Origin of the sequence: Floridaenema aerugineum BLCC-F46 (assembly GCF_041929345.1) — a bacterium.
Taxonomy (GTDB): Bacteria; Cyanobacteriota; Cyanobacteriia; order Cyanobacteriales; family Aerosakkonemataceae; genus Floridanema; species Floridanema aerugineum.
The window spans coordinates 14,387-33,540 of the sequence record NZ_JBHFNQ010000041.1; the positions used below are offsets into that span (position 1 = coordinate 14,387).

20 protein-coding genes are annotated in these 19,154 nt (G+C 40.5%); 2 read left to right on the forward strand and 18 right to left on the reverse strand.

Features of this window, described 5'->3' with window-relative positions:
- Positions 1–33 precede the first annotated feature (33 nt).
- The 13 genes from ACE1CC_RS04660 to ACE1CC_RS04720 form a co-directional block, all read right to left on the reverse strand.
- Entirely contained in the window at positions 34–519 is a 486-nt protein-coding gene (locus ACE1CC_RS04660; RefSeq protein WP_413269304.1) for a hypothetical protein, read from the reverse strand.
- Between the two features lie 213 nt (positions 520–732).
- Complete coding sequence (locus tag ACE1CC_RS04665) at positions 733–915, reverse strand: hypothetical protein (protein ID WP_413269305.1); 183 nt, start codon at positions 913–915, stop codon at positions 733–735.
- Positions 916–925: 10 nt separating this feature from the next.
- The gene (locus ACE1CC_RS04670; protein ID WP_413269306.1) at positions 926–1,465 is read right to left on the reverse strand and encodes a nuclease-related domain-containing protein; all 540 of its coding nucleotides are present in this window, start codon (positions 1,463–1,465) and stop codon (positions 926–928) included.
- Between the two features lie 62 nt (positions 1,466–1,527).
- Entirely contained in the window at positions 1,528–2,433 is a 906-nt protein-coding gene (locus ACE1CC_RS04675; protein WP_413269307.1) for a ParB/RepB/Spo0J family partition protein, read from the reverse strand.
- On the reverse strand, positions 2,430–3,185 hold the full coding sequence (locus ACE1CC_RS04680; RefSeq protein ID WP_459563663.1) for a ParA family protein: 756 nt from the start codon (positions 3,183–3,185) through the stop codon (positions 2,430–2,432). The genes ACE1CC_RS04675 and ACE1CC_RS04680 overlap by 4 nt, the downstream gene beginning before the upstream one ends.
- A 173-nt stretch (positions 3,186–3,358) precedes the next feature.
- Positions 3,359–6,502, reverse strand: coding sequence for a CHAT domain-containing protein (locus tag ACE1CC_RS04685; protein ID WP_413269309.1), 3,144 nt, complete (start codon positions 6,500–6,502; stop codon positions 3,359–3,361).
- A 42-nt stretch (positions 6,503–6,544) separates the two neighbouring features.
- Entirely contained in the window at positions 6,545–7,135 is a 591-nt protein-coding gene (locus ACE1CC_RS04690) for a hypothetical protein (RefSeq protein WP_413269310.1), read from the reverse strand.
- Positions 7,132–7,515: a hypothetical protein gene (locus ACE1CC_RS04695; protein ID WP_413269311.1), complete on the reverse strand. Its 384-nt coding sequence runs from the start codon at positions 7,513–7,515 to the stop codon at positions 7,132–7,134. The genes ACE1CC_RS04690 and ACE1CC_RS04695 overlap by 4 nt, the downstream gene beginning before the upstream one ends.
- A gap of 68 nt (positions 7,516–7,583) precedes the next feature.
- Complete coding sequence (locus ACE1CC_RS04700; protein WP_413269312.1) at positions 7,584–8,330, reverse strand: helix-turn-helix domain-containing protein; 747 nt, start codon at positions 8,328–8,330, stop codon at positions 7,584–7,586.
- Positions 8,330–8,734 carry a type II toxin-antitoxin system RelE/ParE family toxin gene (locus ACE1CC_RS04705; protein ID WP_413269313.1) on the reverse strand — a complete coding sequence of 135 codons (405 nt, stop codon included), beginning with the start codon at positions 8,732–8,734 and terminating at the stop codon, positions 8,330–8,332. Before ACE1CC_RS04705 ends, ACE1CC_RS04700 begins: the two co-directional genes overlap by 1 nt.
- A gap of 292 nt (positions 8,735–9,026) precedes the next feature.
- Positions 9,027–10,388 carry a PAS domain-containing protein gene (locus ACE1CC_RS04710; RefSeq protein ID WP_413269314.1) on the reverse strand — a complete coding sequence of 454 codons (1,362 nt, stop codon included), beginning with the start codon at positions 10,386–10,388 and terminating at the stop codon, positions 9,027–9,029.
- Between the two features lie 450 nt (positions 10,389–10,838).
- Positions 10,839–11,522: a DUF6753 family protein gene (locus ACE1CC_RS04715; protein WP_413269315.1), complete on the reverse strand. Its 684-nt coding sequence runs from the start codon at positions 11,520–11,522 to the stop codon at positions 10,839–10,841.
- 108 nt (positions 11,523–11,630) lie between these two features.
- The gene (locus ACE1CC_RS04720) at positions 11,631–12,086 is read right to left on the reverse strand and encodes a hypothetical protein (RefSeq protein ID WP_413269316.1); all 456 of its coding nucleotides are present in this window, start codon (positions 12,084–12,086) and stop codon (positions 11,631–11,633) included.
- 261 nt (positions 12,087–12,347) lie between these two features.
- Here ACE1CC_RS04720 and ACE1CC_RS04725 point away from each other — a divergent pair, with 261 nt between their 5' ends.
- Positions 12,348–12,782 (forward strand): hypothetical protein, encoded by a 435-nt coding sequence (locus tag ACE1CC_RS04725; protein ID WP_413269317.1) that lies wholly within the window; start codon positions 12,348–12,350, stop codon positions 12,780–12,782.
- 56 nt (positions 12,783–12,838) lie between these two features.
- On the opposite strand, the gene ACE1CC_RS04730 is transcribed toward ACE1CC_RS04725, so the two are convergent.
- The 5 genes from ACE1CC_RS04730 to ACE1CC_RS04750 are packed head-to-tail and all read right to left on the reverse strand — an operon-like array spanning position 12,839 to position 17,024.
- On the reverse strand, positions 12,839–13,264 hold the full coding sequence (locus tag ACE1CC_RS04730; protein ID WP_413269318.1) for a hypothetical protein: 426 nt from the start codon (positions 13,262–13,264) through the stop codon (positions 12,839–12,841).
- Positions 13,265–13,303: 39 nt separating this feature from the next.
- Complete coding sequence (locus ACE1CC_RS04735) at positions 13,304–13,618, reverse strand: hypothetical protein (RefSeq protein WP_413269319.1); 315 nt, start codon at positions 13,616–13,618, stop codon at positions 13,304–13,306.
- An 8-nt stretch (positions 13,619–13,626) separates the two neighbouring features.
- Positions 13,627–15,990 carry a hypothetical protein gene (locus ACE1CC_RS04740; protein WP_459563799.1) on the reverse strand — a complete coding sequence of 788 codons (2,364 nt, stop codon included), beginning with the start codon at positions 15,988–15,990 and terminating at the stop codon, positions 13,627–13,629.
- 22 nt (positions 15,991–16,012) lie between these two features.
- Complete coding sequence (locus tag ACE1CC_RS04745; RefSeq protein ID WP_413269321.1) at positions 16,013–16,357, reverse strand: hypothetical protein; 345 nt, start codon at positions 16,355–16,357, stop codon at positions 16,013–16,015.
- Between the two features lie 37 nt (positions 16,358–16,394).
- On the reverse strand, positions 16,395–17,024 hold the full coding sequence (locus tag ACE1CC_RS04750; protein WP_413269322.1) for a hypothetical protein: 630 nt from the start codon (positions 17,022–17,024) through the stop codon (positions 16,395–16,397).
- 453 nt (positions 17,025–17,477) lie between these two features.
- Between ACE1CC_RS04750 and ACE1CC_RS04755 the strand changes: the two genes are divergently transcribed.
- A complete protein-coding gene (locus ACE1CC_RS04755) occupies positions 17,478–19,154 on the forward strand; it encodes an AAA family ATPase (protein ID WP_413269323.1) in 1,677 nt (558 codons plus the stop codon).

The following is a 19,154-nucleotide window of genomic DNA, read 5'->3' on the forward strand; positions in this document are numbered from 1 at the left end:
AACGTTCGTCTGTTCTGGCTCAGATGAAGTCAGTCATATATTGATATCACCTTGACCAAAGGACTGGTAAACTTGACCGCCATGAATATTTTGAGTGTTAATTCCAATAGTTTCAGCAATTTTCGCTGGGTTTTGAGGAGTTGACCGTTGTGCTTGTACCGTTTCTGTCAGAGCTTGAATAGCTGCTGCCAGTTCGGGACTAGCTTTAGCGGCTGCGGCTACATCATTGGCGAGAGCTTCTATAGCGGCTTTAAGATCTGGATCGGTTTGAGCCGCTGACTCAATCTTTTCCACTAAAACAGCTTCGCCGTAATCTAGAGGCTGTTCGGCAGGTAGGACTGGATGTTCTGCCGCTGCTTTGAGAGCTTTAGCGGTATCGGGAGACTTTCCCTTGAGCCGTTCGAGGACTTTTTTTCCTTGCTCAAATGTTTTGGCAACAATGATTTCGCCTGTTTTTTCAAAGGTTTTGTTAAGCAGCAGAGTTAAGAGAGCGATCGCGCCAGCTGTTATGGGTTCCATTGGTTTCTTAGTCAAAAGAGATTTTACCTAGTTGTAGCTCAGTCGCTATATCAATGGCTAGATAGTGAGAATTTATAGAAAACTAGAAAAGGAAACTACTTAACATTGTGACATTGTGAGTATTGGTGAATTCCGTTAAGTCGAGCATAGCTTCTATTTCCTCCAAAGTTAGATTAGGGAATTTATAGTCCTACTACCAACTGTTTTTCTTATTTAACTCTGAGGCTTAGAAGGTTTAGGTTTTTTCAAAATTGGTGCTGGTTTTGGTTCGCTTGGTGAGGGCAAACTTAAATTTTCTACAGCTTGGGCGATCGCTAAAATTTGACTATCTGACAAACAATTTGGCGATTCATTTATCATCTGTAACAAAGCATTTGCTCGGAGCAAAACTGGCACTGAACATTGATTAGTTCCCAACCATTTCGCTACCGGAAATACCACTCTTTGCTAGGATACAGTTATTAGGCAAGTTGGGAACAAAAGCATTTATCCATTGCTGAAACATCTTTTCATGATAGGCACTTTGAGAACTTGGACTATTGGATAAAGCTACCCAATCATTTCCTTCCCGTCGCTTCCAATTATCTTTGTAGGCGCTAAACGATCCTTTCCAAGTTTTTACCTCTATTAAAAATACCCCGCCTGGGCCAATCATCAGATGATCGATTTCCGTAAATTTGCCTGAACGCATGGTAGGAATAACGGCATTGTTAAACATCACCCGACTATCTGGCAAAGATTTCAGCAACAGTGAGATTCCCCATTCTCCCACGCTACCTTTAAACTGATTGGTGACTTGCTTAAACTCAAACATTGCCCCACCGATCGCTCCAAAAAAACCACCCCCTAATGCTTCTTGGGTGGCTTGACGATTTTCGGCTTTTTTCTGGCTTACTTGCGCGAGAAAACTATCTTTGAGTGCGGGTGATTGATGGCGAATTTTCATAAGGCTAGAGATTGGTGAACGCAAATTTTCCGAAGATTTATTCTTATAATTCCCACATCAGCCTATTCTTCACCAATCAATGCTTCCATTTGCGCTAGAAGTGCTTCTAATCGTTCCCACTTTTGGGCATCTTCCCAAATCTTTGCTTGCTTAACTCGGCGCACGATCGCTTCTACTCGCTCTTTTCGCTCTGTTGGTTCTGACTGCTGAGTATAAGCTTTTAGTCGGGATTGAATTTGACTCAGGGAAAGATTTTCGGCTATAGCTGCATCCAGCAGTTCTTTTCTTTGCTTTTCATCTTTGAGACGTGCGATCGCTTTTGCCTTTGTATATGCAATTTCACCCCTTCGCAAAGCCCCTAACACATCCTCTGGCAAGTTCAGTAGCGGCAGACGATTTTTCACGAAGGATTCCCAAGTCATTAGCCCCAAACTTTGAAAAACTTCCTGCACTGCTTCTAATTCTGGTTTAACCATAACGTTATGGTTAATTCCTTTATTCGTTTCGTTATTCATGCGATAAAGCAGCGATGGCATTTCTTCCACTGATGATTCCAGACGCAGTGCCAACAGTTGCAAAATTCCCTCGGTTTCCTCTACTGGATTCAAATCTTCACGGCAAAGGTTCTCGATCAGGGAAATTTGCATGGCTTCTTCATCGCTCAATTCCCGAATCACCACTGGTACTTCAGTTAGCTGGACTTCCTTGGCTGCTCTGTATCGTCGTTCTCCAGCCACTAACTCGTACAAGTTATCTTTGCCTTTCCGTACCAAAAGCGGTTGCAGAATCCCATGTTGTCGCACCGATTCCGCCAACTCCTGCATCGCTTGAGAGTCAAAGTAGCGCCTTGGCTGTTGTTGGGGAAGGTAGATTGTTTCTATAGAAACCATTTCGGCTACTGTGGGAGTATCCCCAAACAGGACATCCAACGACTTCATTTGTTGATAAGGGCGATCGCGTCGGCTCATGCTAATTTCTCCAGGCTAGTCGCAATCTTTTTCAGAATCGATACGGCAGGGTTTTTGCGCTGATAGAGTGCTAATGGTACATGATCTTCGGAGGCATCTGCAAAAGCAGTAGAACGAGGAATGGCTGGGTAAACTACACCAACTTTTTGTAACTGTTCTTGGATCGCTTCTAAAGTGCGAGCATCTTGAATATTACGACCATCGTACATCGTGGGGATAAACCCAGCAATTTGTAGTTGGCGGTTAGGACGCGATCGGACCCGCGCCACTGTACTTAATAACAACTCCGTTCCACAAAACGCTTTATATTGAGTTTGAATTGGGACAAGTACGTGGGTAGACGCGACCAGGCTAATGTAACTTAATAGCCCCAAGCTGGGAGGACAATCAATCAGAATAAAATCATATTGTTCCAGCACTGGTTCCAAAGCTTCTTTGAGCCTAGTATCCCGCATATCTGCCACTACCAATTCCAGTTCAGCTGCACTCAAGCTGATATTCGCTGGTGTCAAATCTATACCGTGAATGTTAGAATGGATGGGCAAAGGCTTGCTCTGCAAAATCGATTCGTAAACAGTTTGTTTGAGTGCAGTTGGGTCTTTGCCCATGAAGGTAGTTAGAGAACCTTGGGGGTCCATATCAACTAAAAGTACCCGACGCTTACGCTCTTGGATATGGTAAGCAATGTTCATTGCTAAACTCGTCTTCCCAACACCCCCGGACTGATTAAATAGGGCGATGACTCGGCTCAACTTTTGTACGCTCATAATAAAGTTCTGGAGTGAATAATAAAGTCCTGAAGTGAATAATAAAGTTTTGAAGTAACTGGCATAGAACTACTGCGCGACTAATCTTACCAAAGTTTCAAACTTTATTCTTTGGTATGGATTACTAGACAGAGGTTTAATCAAGGATTTTTTGATGTTCAACGCAAGCCAGAACAGGTGAACGCTGCCCAGTAGCGAGGATGTGAGTAGGGTTCATCGTTGGAATAAGTTTTGACTTTATCAATCTTAACTGTTACTCCAGCGTACTTGCGATATTCACCATCCCATTTCAAATAATCTGCTGAACCAGGCGGGTGTTGCTTGCGCTGTTTTCTAGCCTCTTGGCGCTTGGTTTGTACCTTTTGGGAGAGTGATTTGATATCTTCTTGGGTGAGCGATCGCAATTTTTTCTGGGCTTGCTGCAAAGCTTCTGGACGACTTTTACCTTCTTTTCGATGCTGATAATAGAAAATAGAAAACAGGGCTGTAGCCAAGTCATCTACAGACCAGTGTGTACTGATAACGCTTCTTGCCCCAGCGCACAAAAAGCCCGTAGAGAGGGTAAGAATTTCATCAGCCAGAGATTCAGGAACTCCTAAATTTGTCTCACAGCAGGAGAGGAATACATCCGAGAGGTTTGGAAGTCGCCAACCTGGAGTAAGCAGTTCTCCCAGTGTTAGTGTCCCATCTCCCAGTTTTAGTATTGATTCTAGTGGTTTATCAAGACGCGATTCGGCATGGTGGCAGGAGTGAAGTAGCTGAACTTGGGAAGCTAACTGACGATAGTTGCTTTTTGTGGCTTGACTGCGACCTTTCAAATGCTGACTTTCCGGGATATCAAACAGATGAGCGATCTGCTCTGCTTCAAAACTGGCGCAGGCTAAGTCCTCTGTAGCATCTGCGACAATACCATAGTTGAGAGAACCTCCTATTGGATGTCTATTTTCCCGTTCTTGGCAGAATTCCAAAACTTGGCAACTGGGGACATAACGAATCAGGAATTTGTCACCCAGATAGGAATGTTCAGTGTCTTCAATCGGTAAAGCTGCAAGAGGAATTTGGTGTAACAGCAAGTGAGGTACCAAAATTAGTTCTTCAATGCCTTGGAGATAGCAGCTAATCAGGTTATTGATTTGCAGACGTTGAGCTAGTTCAGCCAAGAAATCACCAAGCTGAGATTGCCAAGTGTCTTTATCGTTGTAGTATGGCTGCAACCAGTTTTGCAAAATCCAATTTTGTAATGTTTCTATCCCTTGTCCCTCACAGGTATGCAGATCGGGAGTTGACTGATTTTGTCGCAGGATAAAGATATAAGTGTTGTCCGTAGTTGTGTAGAAACTTAGGATAGCAGTGGTTGGGCGATCGATCAGTTTTTGCATCCGGGCGAAATCAGGGGCACTAACTTGAATTTCGCCAGCGAGTACAGGATCTAATCCCCTGATTTGTTCAAAGACTTGATCTTTTTGTTTTTCTAGGATGTCGATTGCTTCATTGTAAGCTTGAAAAGCAGCACGATCCTGGGCGCTACTTCTTGTTTCCATAAATCCTCGGTTAATGTCAGAATTATTGCAAAAACGTTCTGAGTCAATTTGCTTTTGTAAAGCTTCATATTGACGCAATAATTCTTGCACTTCGGGAGGGATTTCGCCGCCTGAGTAGAGGTCATTACTTGCCATCAAATCTACGAGGCGTTTGGAGCGAGAACGCTCGACAGTTTCGATCGCTTTATTCAGTTGACCAGTATTAATGCAAGCTTGCACCATATTCTCATAAAGATTTAAAAATACTGCCACAATTGTTTTGCGATGTGAATCTGAAATTACTGAGGCGCGAAGTTGTTCCAAAGCATTAATAGCAGCAGCATAAGCTTTAGTAGCTTCTAGCAAAAATCCATGAATGAAGGCTAAGTTTCCCAATATTCGCCCAATTCTGAGACATTCTTGAGGAAAAGCTATGGGAGTGTAAAAATCCAACACATACTGAAAAGATTCTATGGCTTCTGGAATTCGGTGTCTCTTTTTGTAGGCATTTCCCAAGTTAATGTAAATGGCTGCCCATTCTTCTGGAAAAAATTCATGCTTAGAAACTTGCAAAGCTTTTTCCCAACAATTAATTACTTCATCTAAGTTTTCTAGCTGGTCATCGTTAAGAGAAATGTCCCAGTCTTCATCTGTTAAAATAGCTGAGGCTATTGCTCTAATCAGAGGTAAAGGAATTGCCAAACTTTCTTCAAAAGATTCAAATTTAAAATATTCAACAGCTTTAATCCAGTATTCAATAGCTTCTTTTAAACTTTCTTTTCCTTCGCTTTCAAGATAGAGATAAGCTTGTTCTTGATAAACTGCACCTAAGTTAACTTGCGCCTTAGTCCACTCTTCTGGAAAGATTTCGACATCAATAAAATTTAATACTTCTTGGTAGAGTGTAATAGCCTCTTGCAGATTATCTACTCGTTTACCTTCAAGGCGATGTCGGTAAGCAGTTGCTAGATTTATGGTAGTCTTAGCCCAATCTTTCGGGAAATCTTCGCGGGTATGAACCTGTAAAGAATTTTTACAACAAGTGATTGCTAGTTCTACATTTTCTAATGGATTCCCGTAGATACGCTGATAGTACACAAGCGCTAGGTTATTTTGAGCTTCTGCCCAAAGTTTCGGGAAAGCTTCACGGGTGTAAACTTGCAAAGCCTTTTTGCAACAAATAATTGCTCGTTCAAAATAATGTGTCCGATCTTCCCAAAGGCTCTGACTGTAGGCAATTGCTAAAGTTGTGTAAGTTGATGCCCATTGTTGGGGTACAGTTTCTTGGCTATAAACTTTAAGAGCATCCTCACCGTAGGCAATTGCTTGTTCTAGGTTATTTACTCGTTCCCCCTCACGACGATTAAGATAAGCATTTGCTAAAATAGCTTGGGTTCCTGCTCTGAATTGAGCTATTGGTACTGCCCATTGTTCTGGGATTATTTTAGAGTTAAAAAATTGTAAAACACTTTCACATCCTGCGATTGCAATCTCCTGATTATTGGCAATGCTTCCTCCTGGAAACCCTTGAATTATTTCACAAAAAATAGAAATTGCTGCTGTAGTACTTAAAGCCTTATCTAAGGTTTGTGTTGATAAAGTAGTGGTTGCCCAGTTTCTTAACAGTTGTGGAAAGTTATTATCCAGTTTGTCCATGTTTGTTAACAAGAGTTTGTAAACTACTTGTTGGTTCGCACTTAGGACTATTTCCAATACCTTAAGTAAAAACCCGATACACTCTTGTTGATACTGTTTATCATTTTCGTACTTTTTATTATTCATTTTCCCCATATTAATTCTTAGCCCGATATAAATTAAATTGTTTCATCTATGATTTTGGATAATTTCTGCCAATTTTTCTAAAAGGCTTTCAGCTAAATCCAATAACTCAATCGCGTCATTATTGTCACTTACATCTCGATTATTATCAGCAACAGCTAGACTACCAACCAAAATATTTTGTGCAGCATCGATCCTGTTTTCATGGCTGATACTCAAACATTGTTCTAAATATGCAGCAATCTGAGGCAATCCCTCAGTTTCTAGTCGCTGTTGCACTCTGACGGCTAGAGGACTATGACTTTCTCGCACCCACACGGCGGCTGGATAATCACTTGCCAAAAATCCCTTCACAAACTGGATCGCATCTAAATACCACCACCAGCGTTGAGGAGAAATAATTTCGGCTTTTCGTCTCTCTATTAAATTGACAAAGTGCGATAATTCCTGATAAAAAGCGTTAGCATTGTCAACTAATTGGCGATCGGCTTTTGTCAGTAAAGTTTTTTCTTCATCAGTGAGTTGAGATTCAATTTCTGCCAGTCGATCGCGAATTTGCAACATTTCCAAATGTTCTGCACCACTAACATCAGGAAACTCAACACTCACGCAATAGTTTTTTAACAGAGGATTCATATCTCTAACTCCTTAACTAAACCCAAATAGACAAACGCTGAATTAGCTAGATAGTTTTCGGGGTCATTGGGAGGAAAGGCAGTTTCTAAAACTCCATCCAAGCCAATCATCACTAACCATATTTTATTCTCTACATTAGCTATCAGTGTCGGATAAATCGTTTCTCTATAAACATAAAGATAAACATTGGCATCAGTACTGCTAACTACAGAAGTGGCGATCGCATTATATTGTTCAAGGGTAGCCTCATCTGACAAATGACCTAAACAAATCCTTTTGGCTAAATGAGAATTCGCTTTTCCCGGTTTCCAAATGATTTCCTTTCTAACTCTCTTAATCGCCTGAAAAATAGCTATTCGCTTACCTTCATCAATAATCAATTTTACTTCACCTTTCTCGATCTCCTCATTTATCAACCTGATTTTTATCTCTTTTTTCTAGCTTAGGCTTAACCACTATTGGAAATATTATTAACAGAATCTTCCAAAACTTTCGCTAATTTCTCTAGTAGGCTTTCAGCTAAATCGAGTAATTCAATTTCATCATCTTCATCACTAGCATCCCGGTTATTATCACCAGTTCTAATCCCTCCCGCTAAAGCATTTTTAATAGCAAAAGTCCGCTCTTCTTCATCGGAAATACTAAGGCATTTTTCCAACTCGATCGCAATTTCCACAGGCGATTTAGCTGCCAGCCTCTCCAACACCTGCACAGCAACCACATCATCACTTTCCAAAAAAGCTGTCACTGATTCTCTAACCGTTCTACCCTTGGATGAGAAGTGCTCGATCGCTGCCTGAACATACTCCCGCAGACTCATCCCTTTTGAAGTTGCTAGTTCTTGAACTTCAACAGGCAAGTCTACCAACAGTATCCCAGAATTATCGCTGACTTGATAAAATTCATTTCCCTGCTTGACAGCCACCAGTAAATCCGCATCCAATTTATGTAAATAGTTCAGCACCGACTCTAACTCGTGATCTTTCAACGCAGACTCTAGTTTAGACACTGCTGCTTGTTGCACTCCCAACTTTTCTGCTAACTGTGCTTGAGTTAGTCCGGCTTTGGTGCGTAACTCCCGCATCGCATCAGTCAGGTAAAGCCGCAGATACTCTAGCTTCCCCGCTAAAACTACCTCTGGGTCATCACTTACCTTGGTTTGAAGCCAGTTTTGAAAGTTGTACTGCTTTTTCATTAGCTTTCTCGCGTCTTTAATTCGCGTAATCTTTGTCTTGCTGGTTCTTTGTCTTTATCTTTGATTGCACCATCGTATTTCTTCATAAAAGCGTGCAGCACGACAAATCGTTGGGGAGTTACAGGAGTCAGGATGAACCGGGGGTTATGTTCGCTTTTCGTCATGCGGAACTCGTACAGGTCATCCTCCAACTTCTCGAAGATGTCACTCGTTAGGGACGCTAAACCCTTAGAACACAGGTATCCAAGATTGACTTGGAGCCGTTTAGTTTCCGCTAGGGTCAGCACAGGCGACGGCGCACTGCTTGGTAGTTCATCAGTAGGCATCATTCTGATGAAGAAAGCCAGTAGCTCCTTGGGGACTTCCCCACTCGCATCCTGATACAACTCCCAAGTCCACACCATGTCCTACCTCTCTACGATAATATTCCTTGTAAGGAATGTCAACGCTCTTATTCTCTCAAAAGAAAGCCAGACTGTGCCATGTATGGGTTCATTAGCTCAAGTCCGTCCAGGGATATATCGGTTAGACTCAGCTTAATTAGACAGAGCGCGGGAAAGTAGTGCTGGCTATCCAAAAGTTAGCTTCGCTGAAAAACCTTTGCAATTTAGGGTGCGGAATCTGCCTTGCCAGAGAAGGGAACACAAAAAAATTTGGCAGCAATAGCACTCTCAAAGATGAACTTAATCTAACGATCTAACCTCCTGATTGTGGTAAACCACGATTAATTTGTTCTTCTGCCTTATAGAGAAGTTGTTTAACTTCTACTTGTAATTGTTGCAAAATCTCTTCTACCCGCTTGTACCCTGTAATTTCAGAGTAGATACCCAGAATACCAATAACATTTCCTTTTGAATCGTGCAAAGGAATCTTGTTTGTGCTAACGCAAGACTGTTTACCATTTGCTTGCAGTTGAGGCTCAATAATATAATATTCTGGAGTATTTGTTTCCATTACACGAGCATCGCATTCTCTGAACCAATCGGATTCTTCTTTTTTCCAAGGTAGGTCATAATCGGTTTTTCCTACAATATCTTTTGGAGTTTCTACTCCAGCTACCAAGGCAAAGTTTCGGTTGCATCCTAAATAAACTGAATCGCGGTTTTTCCAAAATATACATTGGGGGATACTATCAATAACCAATTGTAAAATTTGGTTTAATTGATAGATTACTTCTGGTTCTTTTTCTCCTTTGTTAATTAGTAAAGCTGTCTGTGAAACTTCAACAGCTAGATTGAGGTTATTTAGTGACAATTTAGCAATTCGCTTGTCCAATGGTTCGCTAGCAAGTGCTGCCAGACAAGCGATCGCAACGCTAGATCTCCGTTCGGCGAAATGCTGGCAAATCACCAAATAGTCACTCAGTTCAATTGTCTTACTATGTACTATTATTTCAGAATCTTCTTCATGAATTTGGTTCCCTTTTTCACTCCTGGTAATATAATGAGTTTGCTGTACACCACTAAAACCTTTTTCGCTCAATTGCATCCGAGTTTTTGGCCTTAATTTATCTAGCCAATCAGGAAATACTCCTATCGATCTTAAAGCCGACTCTAGCTCAATCCGATATTCATCTTTGCCCTCTCGATCGCTCAGAAGTAAAACTTTCAGTGATGCTCTGTTTGGCAAAATACTCACTTCGTACACAGTCTTTAACGTTTGAGAAGGTTTTGAAGATTCCAAGTCAAGTGCTTTTCGTTCTTGTTCTGCTAAGAATTCTTCAATAGCCTGACAACCAAGAGAAGCCATTTGTTTTTCAACTCCTAATTTACATAAGTATTTCCAGTAAGCTAAAACAGTAGTCAAAGGGACAGCATTTGCCCAAAGAAAATTATTTATTTTTACTTCCATACTGGGCAAGTTAGCTTTTTCAACAAAATTTTTAGCGCTGTTTTTATCCTGGTTGACTTTTAATGCCATTTGTCTATACGTCATGACATAAGAACCATCTGATAATTGGTAAGCATTCGCTGAGAAATCTTTCCACTTCCAAGTTGTGAGTTGAACGCGATTATTAGTTGTAGTTTCCGCCAATAAACTGTCTGTTTGAGATAGCATAATTTCACAATTTTTTAGGAAAAATAAGAATCAAACACAGGCTAAACCTCGTTAACAAAATTTCAACATTTTTGTCTAATGTTTTTGGCAGCCTGTGCTTTAATTCATATTTTTTCCTGAAATATGAGCAATTCCATTCAGTCTAAAGATAGAAAAGTGGATATTTTTTGAAAAGTTCAAGGAGACTACTGAAACAAATATTAGTTAACTTAAAGCTTAATTAAAGTCCCTAAAGTTATCAGTGTTTTCATCTATTTTGCCAGAATTAAAAAAATTACTTTAGAGAAATTTTTAATGATTATTTAACTAATTTCAGTAATTATAAGTAATTATCTTTATCCCACTTGTTAAAGTAAAAAGTGCGATCGCTTTTGGTCATTGTTCTTCTACAAATTTTGGATGGAGAAGTTGGCTACCTTGTCCAACTTCTGGGAAAAGTCACATCAGTGGTTATTGGCTATATTTCCGTTTCTCAGGTGGTTCGATCCACAAAAAACAGTAACCACTTAGGGCAGTCCTAGAGCCGAATTTGAGTTTGGCACCCAATGCTTGAGCATCCGATTCGCAAGCTTGTTGCTTGAGGTAGTCTCGATTCCAGTCCATGAGGTTTCGAGCGAACTTGCCTTCATCTGAGAGCGCCCACCGGAGGGTGTTGGCTTCCTTCTGTGTTAGGTTTACTTTGCCTGCCAACCCACCTCCCAAAAATGGGGGAACCGTCAGCCCCATGAAAAATCCCAGACCTATTGCACCAAGCAGCACACCAGCAGCTGGGATAATAGCTGAGAACAACTTTGTCGCTTGAGAGGATTCAGTAGAGCGAACTAATTCCTTCGCAGCATCTGCGATCGCAGCTTTTTGGCGCTCCACCACTAGCTTTTCAGCCAAATGCAAAGCCCGTTGGATTTCACCTGACCACTCTCTAAAGAGATGCTCGAATGATGCAGGAGCATCTTCTAACATGAAAGCCAAATTTCCTGTCAGAATAGCCATGATAATTGCTGGATCGTCCGGGCTTAACTCAGTTAGCTGAATATAATCCAAAACTTTGCTCTTAAAATTAGAGTCTCTACCTTCGAGCAATCTATCCAATAGTATTTGCTGTGAATTAGTAGATTCTGTTGAAGTATTAGTCATACAATCTCCGGTAATTACTCTTTGAAAAACTGTGCCTTTTACTCCTGGTTTTCGATAACCATCGCGCCAGCTAACGGCTCTGAAAATTCCTTATCTATTAGGAAAGCCTCAAAACAATCCAGTGTTATCCAACACCGCAGAGGCTTTTTTAAGGAAATTGATTATCCGTTGTCGCTCCCAGAGCGGCCAAGCTTTTTTTCCTTCCTTTGTCACACCATCTTGTGAAGGTCGCAGTATCGCTTGTGCAAACTTTACTTCCTCTCTAGCTAAACGCTTTCCCTCTTGTGAAGAAAGGGCGGGAAAATCAATTTGAATTGCTTTTTTAATTGGTAAACCGTGACTATCTACCAGCTGAATGCCCTTTCCCTTATCTATGGCAATCTCCTCTTCAATCTTGTCCTTGGGGGATTTGCAGAAAGGTTCTAATTCACTACTTTCATCGACAATTTTCCAATTGTTAGTCATCCCCCAGTTTCGCACTAATATGTGCTGTACGCATCCACCAAAGTGATTCAAACTGTCGATAAATAAATTCAAACTGGCTTGTGCCTCTTCCTCTGACATTTCCCCAGAAGCCAGTTGAAGAGTGCGATCGATGTCAGTCGATCGAATTGCTTCGTGTGCTTCCTGTGCTGAGGCTTTGCTGCGATGAGCGGTTACTTTTTCGGGAACATTATCTGGGTCGTTTTTCTCCAGATAATCCCTAACTGTGACACGAAATTCATCGGATCATGCAACAGAGTTGGGCGATATTTTGATCACCTAAAATACCAACAAATCCATGCTTAGATAGCCTTAAAAATAGCTAATTGACATAATACATTTATGACGTTATACTACTTTATAGTTAATAAATTTTGTAAAATTTCACAAAAAATTTATATGAATCACAAAAAAAGATTTGCTTTTTCAATTACAACTACAACTTTGATGATACTTAGTGGTTGTTCAGCACCATCAGTTCAGATATGTGGAGTACAAATTTATGAGGGTGAAAAATTACCCCTGCGTATTAACAATAAAGGATTACTTGATACATTGGCGACTATCGATCAAGCAGAAAAAGCAAGAAAAGAGGGCAAAGTATCTTTTTTATCTATAACAGAAAGAAATTCGGGTGCATTATTACTAGCTACTAGCTTAAACTCAATAGGGATTGGTTCAGATGGTCAAAATTTAGTTTTAAGACGAGCGAAGGCTTGGGAATCTAACGAAGGACTTCGCACACAAATAGAACCTGCTCTTTGCCGTAATAAATGAAATACTTACTTATAATCTTCCATTTTATAAGTAAATATTTACTCTAACTATTTGCTTTATTTGCTTGAGCAGTAAATTTTCCAATCATAACCTTCTGCTTTTCCATTCCTGACGCACTCTATAAAAAGATCTTCCATCGAATAAAAATTTAACTCTCTTAAATCTTGAGCAACATCTATGTAATCAGAAATTTCATCAATGCAGTCTCTAAGAGTTCCTTTACCTCCGTATTTGTTACCCATAACCACCCATGTCCAAGAATGAGATTTTGGGTTATAGTTTGTTTGAGAAATATTAAACTTTAGTAGACGTTGCCTATTACTGATTTCCCCAAGCTTGTTAAAATTAATAGCCCCAAGCCCGATTTTTTGAACTAGGCCAGAGACAGTTTCACCGTATTGTTGTGCAAGAGCTTCCAAGCCGCTTTTAGCTGCTTCTGTTAACGTAACATTAAGATTGTTAGAGGAGTTTTCTTGAAACATATTTTTTTAGTCACTAAACTTGATTGTTCTACTTAATGGTTAGCAAGATTGAGGATCAAAAATTCTCTCCAGCATTGGAATATGAGATTTATTTTTTATGGGATAAATCATCATTTTTGTATCTTCGTTAGCTTTAGATGGTACCATTGAACCGACAAGGCAGTATTTATCTGTTGTTAAACCACTATACTTACAGTAACAACTGGTTCTAAACAGAATATTTGCAACTTGCTTTTTACATTCGGGAACAGTTTGAAATGCTTCTTTTACTTTAAACTCACCATCTGTGTCAAGCATATTTTCTAGAGTGTCTACAGTGTAACCAAGTCTTGCTAAATCCATTGCCTGAGCCATTTTTTCGCTTAAATCTGAATAACTTTCACTCCTACCAGAGCGGCGATGCTATCGTATTCAAATAAAATTGGGCTTTCATCGATGAAGAATATGGAGGCAGGAGCCCCCAAAGCTCTCCTTAAAGCAGCTGAATAAGCTGATAGGGAAAGGATAGCTGCATCTTCATCGTTGGAAAGATTTCGCAGAGCAAAAACTAACAATCTGGCATCGCTGCGAAAAGTTGAAGGGTAAGAAATCGCTTTACCGACTCGCGATGACATCCAAAATCGCAACCGCAATTTAATTAATGGCAGAGCGGTTTGAATGTCGCCAGCGATCGCATCTAGTTGCAACCGCTCCGACGAGCAATAATTTAAGAAGTCGGATAACGTTGGCGTGTCTTGCCATTCGGAAGAACCAAAGCCGTTGATAAATGCTTTGGCATAGCGATCGCGAATTTGCCAATCACCAAAAAACTCTTCCAAAGCCAGTGCCAAAATTGAGCGAATGGTGTCAGATAAAGCTTGCTCTCTAGCACCTTCACCACGCTTGGTTCCCACAACCATTGCCATCAAAGCAGAAGCGAGAAACTCTTTATAGTCTTCAAATCGCTCTTGCTGAAGCTTCGGTTCGAGAGTACTCAGATCTGGTAACTCGAATAAATTAGAGCTTTCCTTACCAATGTCGAAATAAGCACCATCTTGCCCCAGGAAGTGGGTGTAATCGGTAAAAGTGCTAGTTCCATCTGGTTTGGGGTAATCGAGAGCAACAACAGGCATCCCCTGACTTAGGGCATGGGTCAGAATTCCTGCTGCCGTGACAGACTTACCGCTGCGAGTCGTACCGAATAGCCCCAGATTTTTGTGTTGCGTGAATAAATTGAGGAATACTGGCGTACCTCCTTCCTCTGCAATCAACTCAAAGCCACAATTGTCACCAGAACGGGTGCGAACTAGAGCCATAAAACCAGGAGCTTCGCTGCTCAGGTAAGGCAGGCGGCGGTTAAAAGGAGTTGTTAGTAGCCTGTCCCAGCAGATAGGTAATGTTTGCAGCCATAGTTTCCAGGGGTATTCGGTTTCTCGTAGCACCCAAGCTGGGCGCAAAAATAGTGACTGAATATGGCGGCAGTCGTCATCCAGCTTGCTGCGACTATCGCGGTAGACTAGAAAAGCAACGGCGGTGTGGATAGTGACAGCACCTCGATATAATTCGGCTTGGGCTGCGATCGCATCTTCTACTTTGAGCAACGAACCAACATCAACCGAGTTCTGTTCTTTCGCCAACTGTGCCGATACAGTTGATTGCTTGGTGATCCGCTGCATATTCGTCTTCACCAAAGTGTCGTTAGCCCGCATCATCTGGCAGAAAATCTCACTGTCGTAGAGATCCTCCCGGCGCATCACGTTGTCCCAAAAGTATCTCAACTGTTGTTCTTTGCTGACCCAACCTCCTGGCTTATCAACAAAAGTTAGAACCCCAATATATTTACTGTTAACGTTTACCCAGCGTCGGTCTGCAACAGGTATACTCGAAGGCGATTCCATTAATAAAGTGACTGGGTGAACTTCCGAATAAACGTCTTCTCGCAAGCCATCTTCATCTAGCACCAACAACTGGGGGATGGGAATTGTTGGTGTATTGTTAAACCTCTGCCACAAATTTGTCCATAATTCAACAGCAGTTAATGGGCGAACATCTAATCCCATTTTGTTAGCCAGCAATTGTTCCCAGATTTGAAATCCATCCGTAAAAGATGAATAAATTAACTTCTCAACTCGGATGTATTGCAACTGCTGTAATTCACCTGTAAATTGCTTCCACGATCGTTCAAGTTTGGCTAAAGCTTTCTCAATCAAATCCGTTGTTCCCTCTGTATCTGGCTCAACGGTATAAGTGCCATATAATCGTAAGAACTTTGGCTTGCGAATGCCCATCTCTGTTAATTCCTGTACCCGCTTGCGTTCACATAAGAGCAAATATTGCAGTTCTGTATTCGGCGCATTTTGACACAAGTTTTTCAATTCTTTTTGTCTGGCTGCATCTGACGTAAAAGAACCTAAGTTGATGGTCAACCGTTCGTTCTCCGGTAAGTCTTTTAAACTGGCTTCAATGGCATCAAAAATTGGGTCAATTTGTTCACTTCTTAAAGTAGTATGAATCCCTTGGCATTCAAAGCCGAACTGAAGCATGAAGCTGTTTTCACCTTTTTTGAGGAGGTAAGCACCTATCTTTCTACCTCTCAGTTCAATTTGCACCATTGAAGCTAAATGGCATTCATCTTCAAAGGGCGTGGCTCTAACCTTGGCTTCTCCATCATTTATCCAGCGCTTGCCAATTTTTACCTGGCTTTTTACCTTGGGTTGTTGTGTCTTTTTTCTAACTTTTTTCTTCAACTCAAACACAATCTTTCACCTTCTATCGTCGATATTTGTTAACTTTTTTGAATTGTCGATTTGGCTCAGGTTTTAGCATTCTGCGATACTGTCCAAATCCTCTAACCCAAAAGGGAGTGGAAATAAATTTTGACAAGAATTTCCAAGCTTTACTCCCTGTCAGTACCCACCAAGTAGAGATTCCCCAGCCAGCAATCACCCCAGTCCACAACCAAGAGAGACCTAAAATAAGTTTGCAAACCCAGTAACTTGTCAAACAAATTCCTGCCCAAGGAAATATCTGATCGGCTGGGAATGGCCCTACTTTGGGAGCCTTTCCCAAAGTAGGGTTAACGACTCGAAATTTTTTGGGATTTAATTCGGGCATCGATTTTTACCCAAGCTCAAGTTAACTAAAACGAAGATTAAGGAGCAGCATTAGGACCACCAGCTGCACCACCAGTAATTAGTCCAGCTAAGATATCTCCTAAAGTTACTGTGACCAAAATAATTAGGGGAGTTCTGGCTAAAGACTGCCAATCTTCGTCATTTCTGGCTGCTGCAATTACTCTGACTAAAGCAACCGCTAAATACAAAACAAAAATTGCTCGTAAGGTGTTGAAGACGATGCTATAAATATCTGTTCCACCTGCTCCAGCACCCCCAGTTCCACCGTTAATTGGAAAAGCACTACGTAACCAATTTTCAGTTTGAATAAAAAACTGAGCGTGAGCAGGAACAGTGGTAATATCTAGCCACCACAGTGTTATTATCACTGTGCAAACTAAAGGCAAAATGTTAATTTTATGGCGACGCTGCCAATGCCAAAACTCTTTAAGGAATTTGTTGATTTCACGAGGCCATATTATCGATGCCGTTCCGATAACGCCAAGGGCAAAAGCAAGGAAACTGGTAACACTGCCATCCATCACCATGTCAATCAAAAGTAAAACTGTTGTTACTGACATTAGTGCGCTAATAGGTATCCGTGCCAAAAAACTTTTCTTGTCCACTTGGCATGAACGTAGCCGATAACGAGCAAATTGAGAATTCATAAACTTTGGTTTTTCCTTTTACATATCCAAATAGGAAAACAGTAATTATTTAAACTGCTGTTTCGCTGAATTACTTATTATTTAATATCTCACTTTTAAACTTATTCTCATCTTTCTATTGACAGGAAAATTCTAGAGTTTTTTTTGTGTTAATTGAAATAGATGTTTTGCATATTTTGGCATAAAACGATGATGTCTTTGGCTAGATAGCTTCTCTGCCTTTAGGCGTAATAGCTTAATTTTTATGGCAATATCCAAAATTAACAATGACAGGCAGAGAGCGAAGTTAAAGCATATCTAATAAGTCTTCAATCCCTTGGTTTGATAAAGTAATAAAGCTAGATAAATACTTATGCCATAAAGCAATTACTGTTCTTACTCAAGATAGGTATTAATTTTTGAATAATTTTGCTAATAGATAGTTATGAAGGAAAAATTGCTGAGGAAAACGTTATGAATTGGCTAGACCTAGATTTATTAATAGAAACTGTTAAAGTGGTTTCTATTCAATGCTCTGCTATAGAACAGCCAAATACCTTGAAATGGATTAATGAAAAGTTAGCCGTCACCAGGAACTTACCAGTATATGTCTGGAATTACGGGCAAGAAGTCTTTCAAATTTATAGCGCCGGGTCAATTCAAAAAATCTGGGATAAGTTTAAACCAGCTAATGAGTGCTTAATCGATGTTGTTAACTTTCTGCTTCACTGCCAGGAACCCGGTATTTTTGTGATAGAAAATTTACAGTTTTTTATCAATGTTTCGCCTCAAGCTGACTCTTTATCACGCGAAAATGCTTTGAAAATTAATGATAATCTTAGAACTATTTTTAATAATTGGCGCTTAAGTCAGTCACCGAAATACCTGATTCTACTATCGACAATGGGTGTGGATTTACCTTCACATCTAATCAACCTCATTCCCGAAGTATGGAAGCCACTCCCAAATCAGAAACAAATTCTTTTAATAGCTAATGAAGTATTAGATGAATTTAATGTAGATAAAAACACTATAGACTTAAACAGCTTAACTTTGGCTGCTTCTGGATTAACTGAAGAGGAAATAAAAACCGGACTTCGCTTAGGTTTGAAGCGTTGCAGTACTAAGGATGAAGATGCTCTTTTGTTTTTAATGCAATATAAAATCAATCTACTTCGCAGTCTCAATTTAGAGTTCATACCCAAACCGGAAATCAACAGTTTTGGGGGGTTGGATTTGCTCAAAAAAGCATTTATCGAAGTTAAAAACAAGTACTCTCCAGAAGCTCGTGCAAGTAATCTTCCCTTTCCTAAAGGATGCTTGCTAGTAGGTCCACCGGGGACTGGTAAAAGTAGGGCACTTAAAGCTTGTGCTGTCCTGCTTTCTTTTCCACTGGTCATGCTAGATGTGGGAACCATAGTAGCAGGTGGTTTAAAGTTCCTCAAAGAAATGCTGCTCCGAGTGGAAGCACTCGAACCTTGTGTCATAGGATTTGACGAATTTGACAAATTATTTGCCGCTTCCAACCATTCTGGAGAAGACATTGCTAATAGGCAAATTCTCGGTACGTTACTAACTTGGTTGCAAGAGAAAAAAAGCAAAACTTATGTCATTGCTACGCTCAACCGCCTCAAATCTCTACCACCCGAATTAACTCGTGCAGGGAGGTTCGATCGGAAATTTTATGTGGGTTTACCTCAAGCTATCGAACGCAAAGAAATCATCCAGTTGCACGCTTCCAGATATGATTCTCGCTATGCTCAAAAAGATGGGCCATTAACTGAAAGTGAGTGGCGAACACTGCTAAATAATTCCACAGTAAATTTTAGTGGCGGCGAATTAGAAGCAGTAGTTGAAAGAGCAGTCAACAAAATTTTCCAGAAAGCTTTAGCAGAGAAACGTCAAAAAAAACTAGCAAGAATCGCTGATGAAGACAATGTTATCACCCTTGAAATAAGTGGTTCTGATTTAATAGAAGCTGCTCAGACAATTCATTCACTCTATTCAATAGATCCTGACCGAATTATTGCAATTCAGAATCAATCTAAATACTTTTGCGAACCATCGAGTAGTCCTGATAGTTCTAAATATGCTCCTCCTATCCAAACATTTTGGGGTCAGCCAATTTCTATTTCTAAAAATCTTGATTAG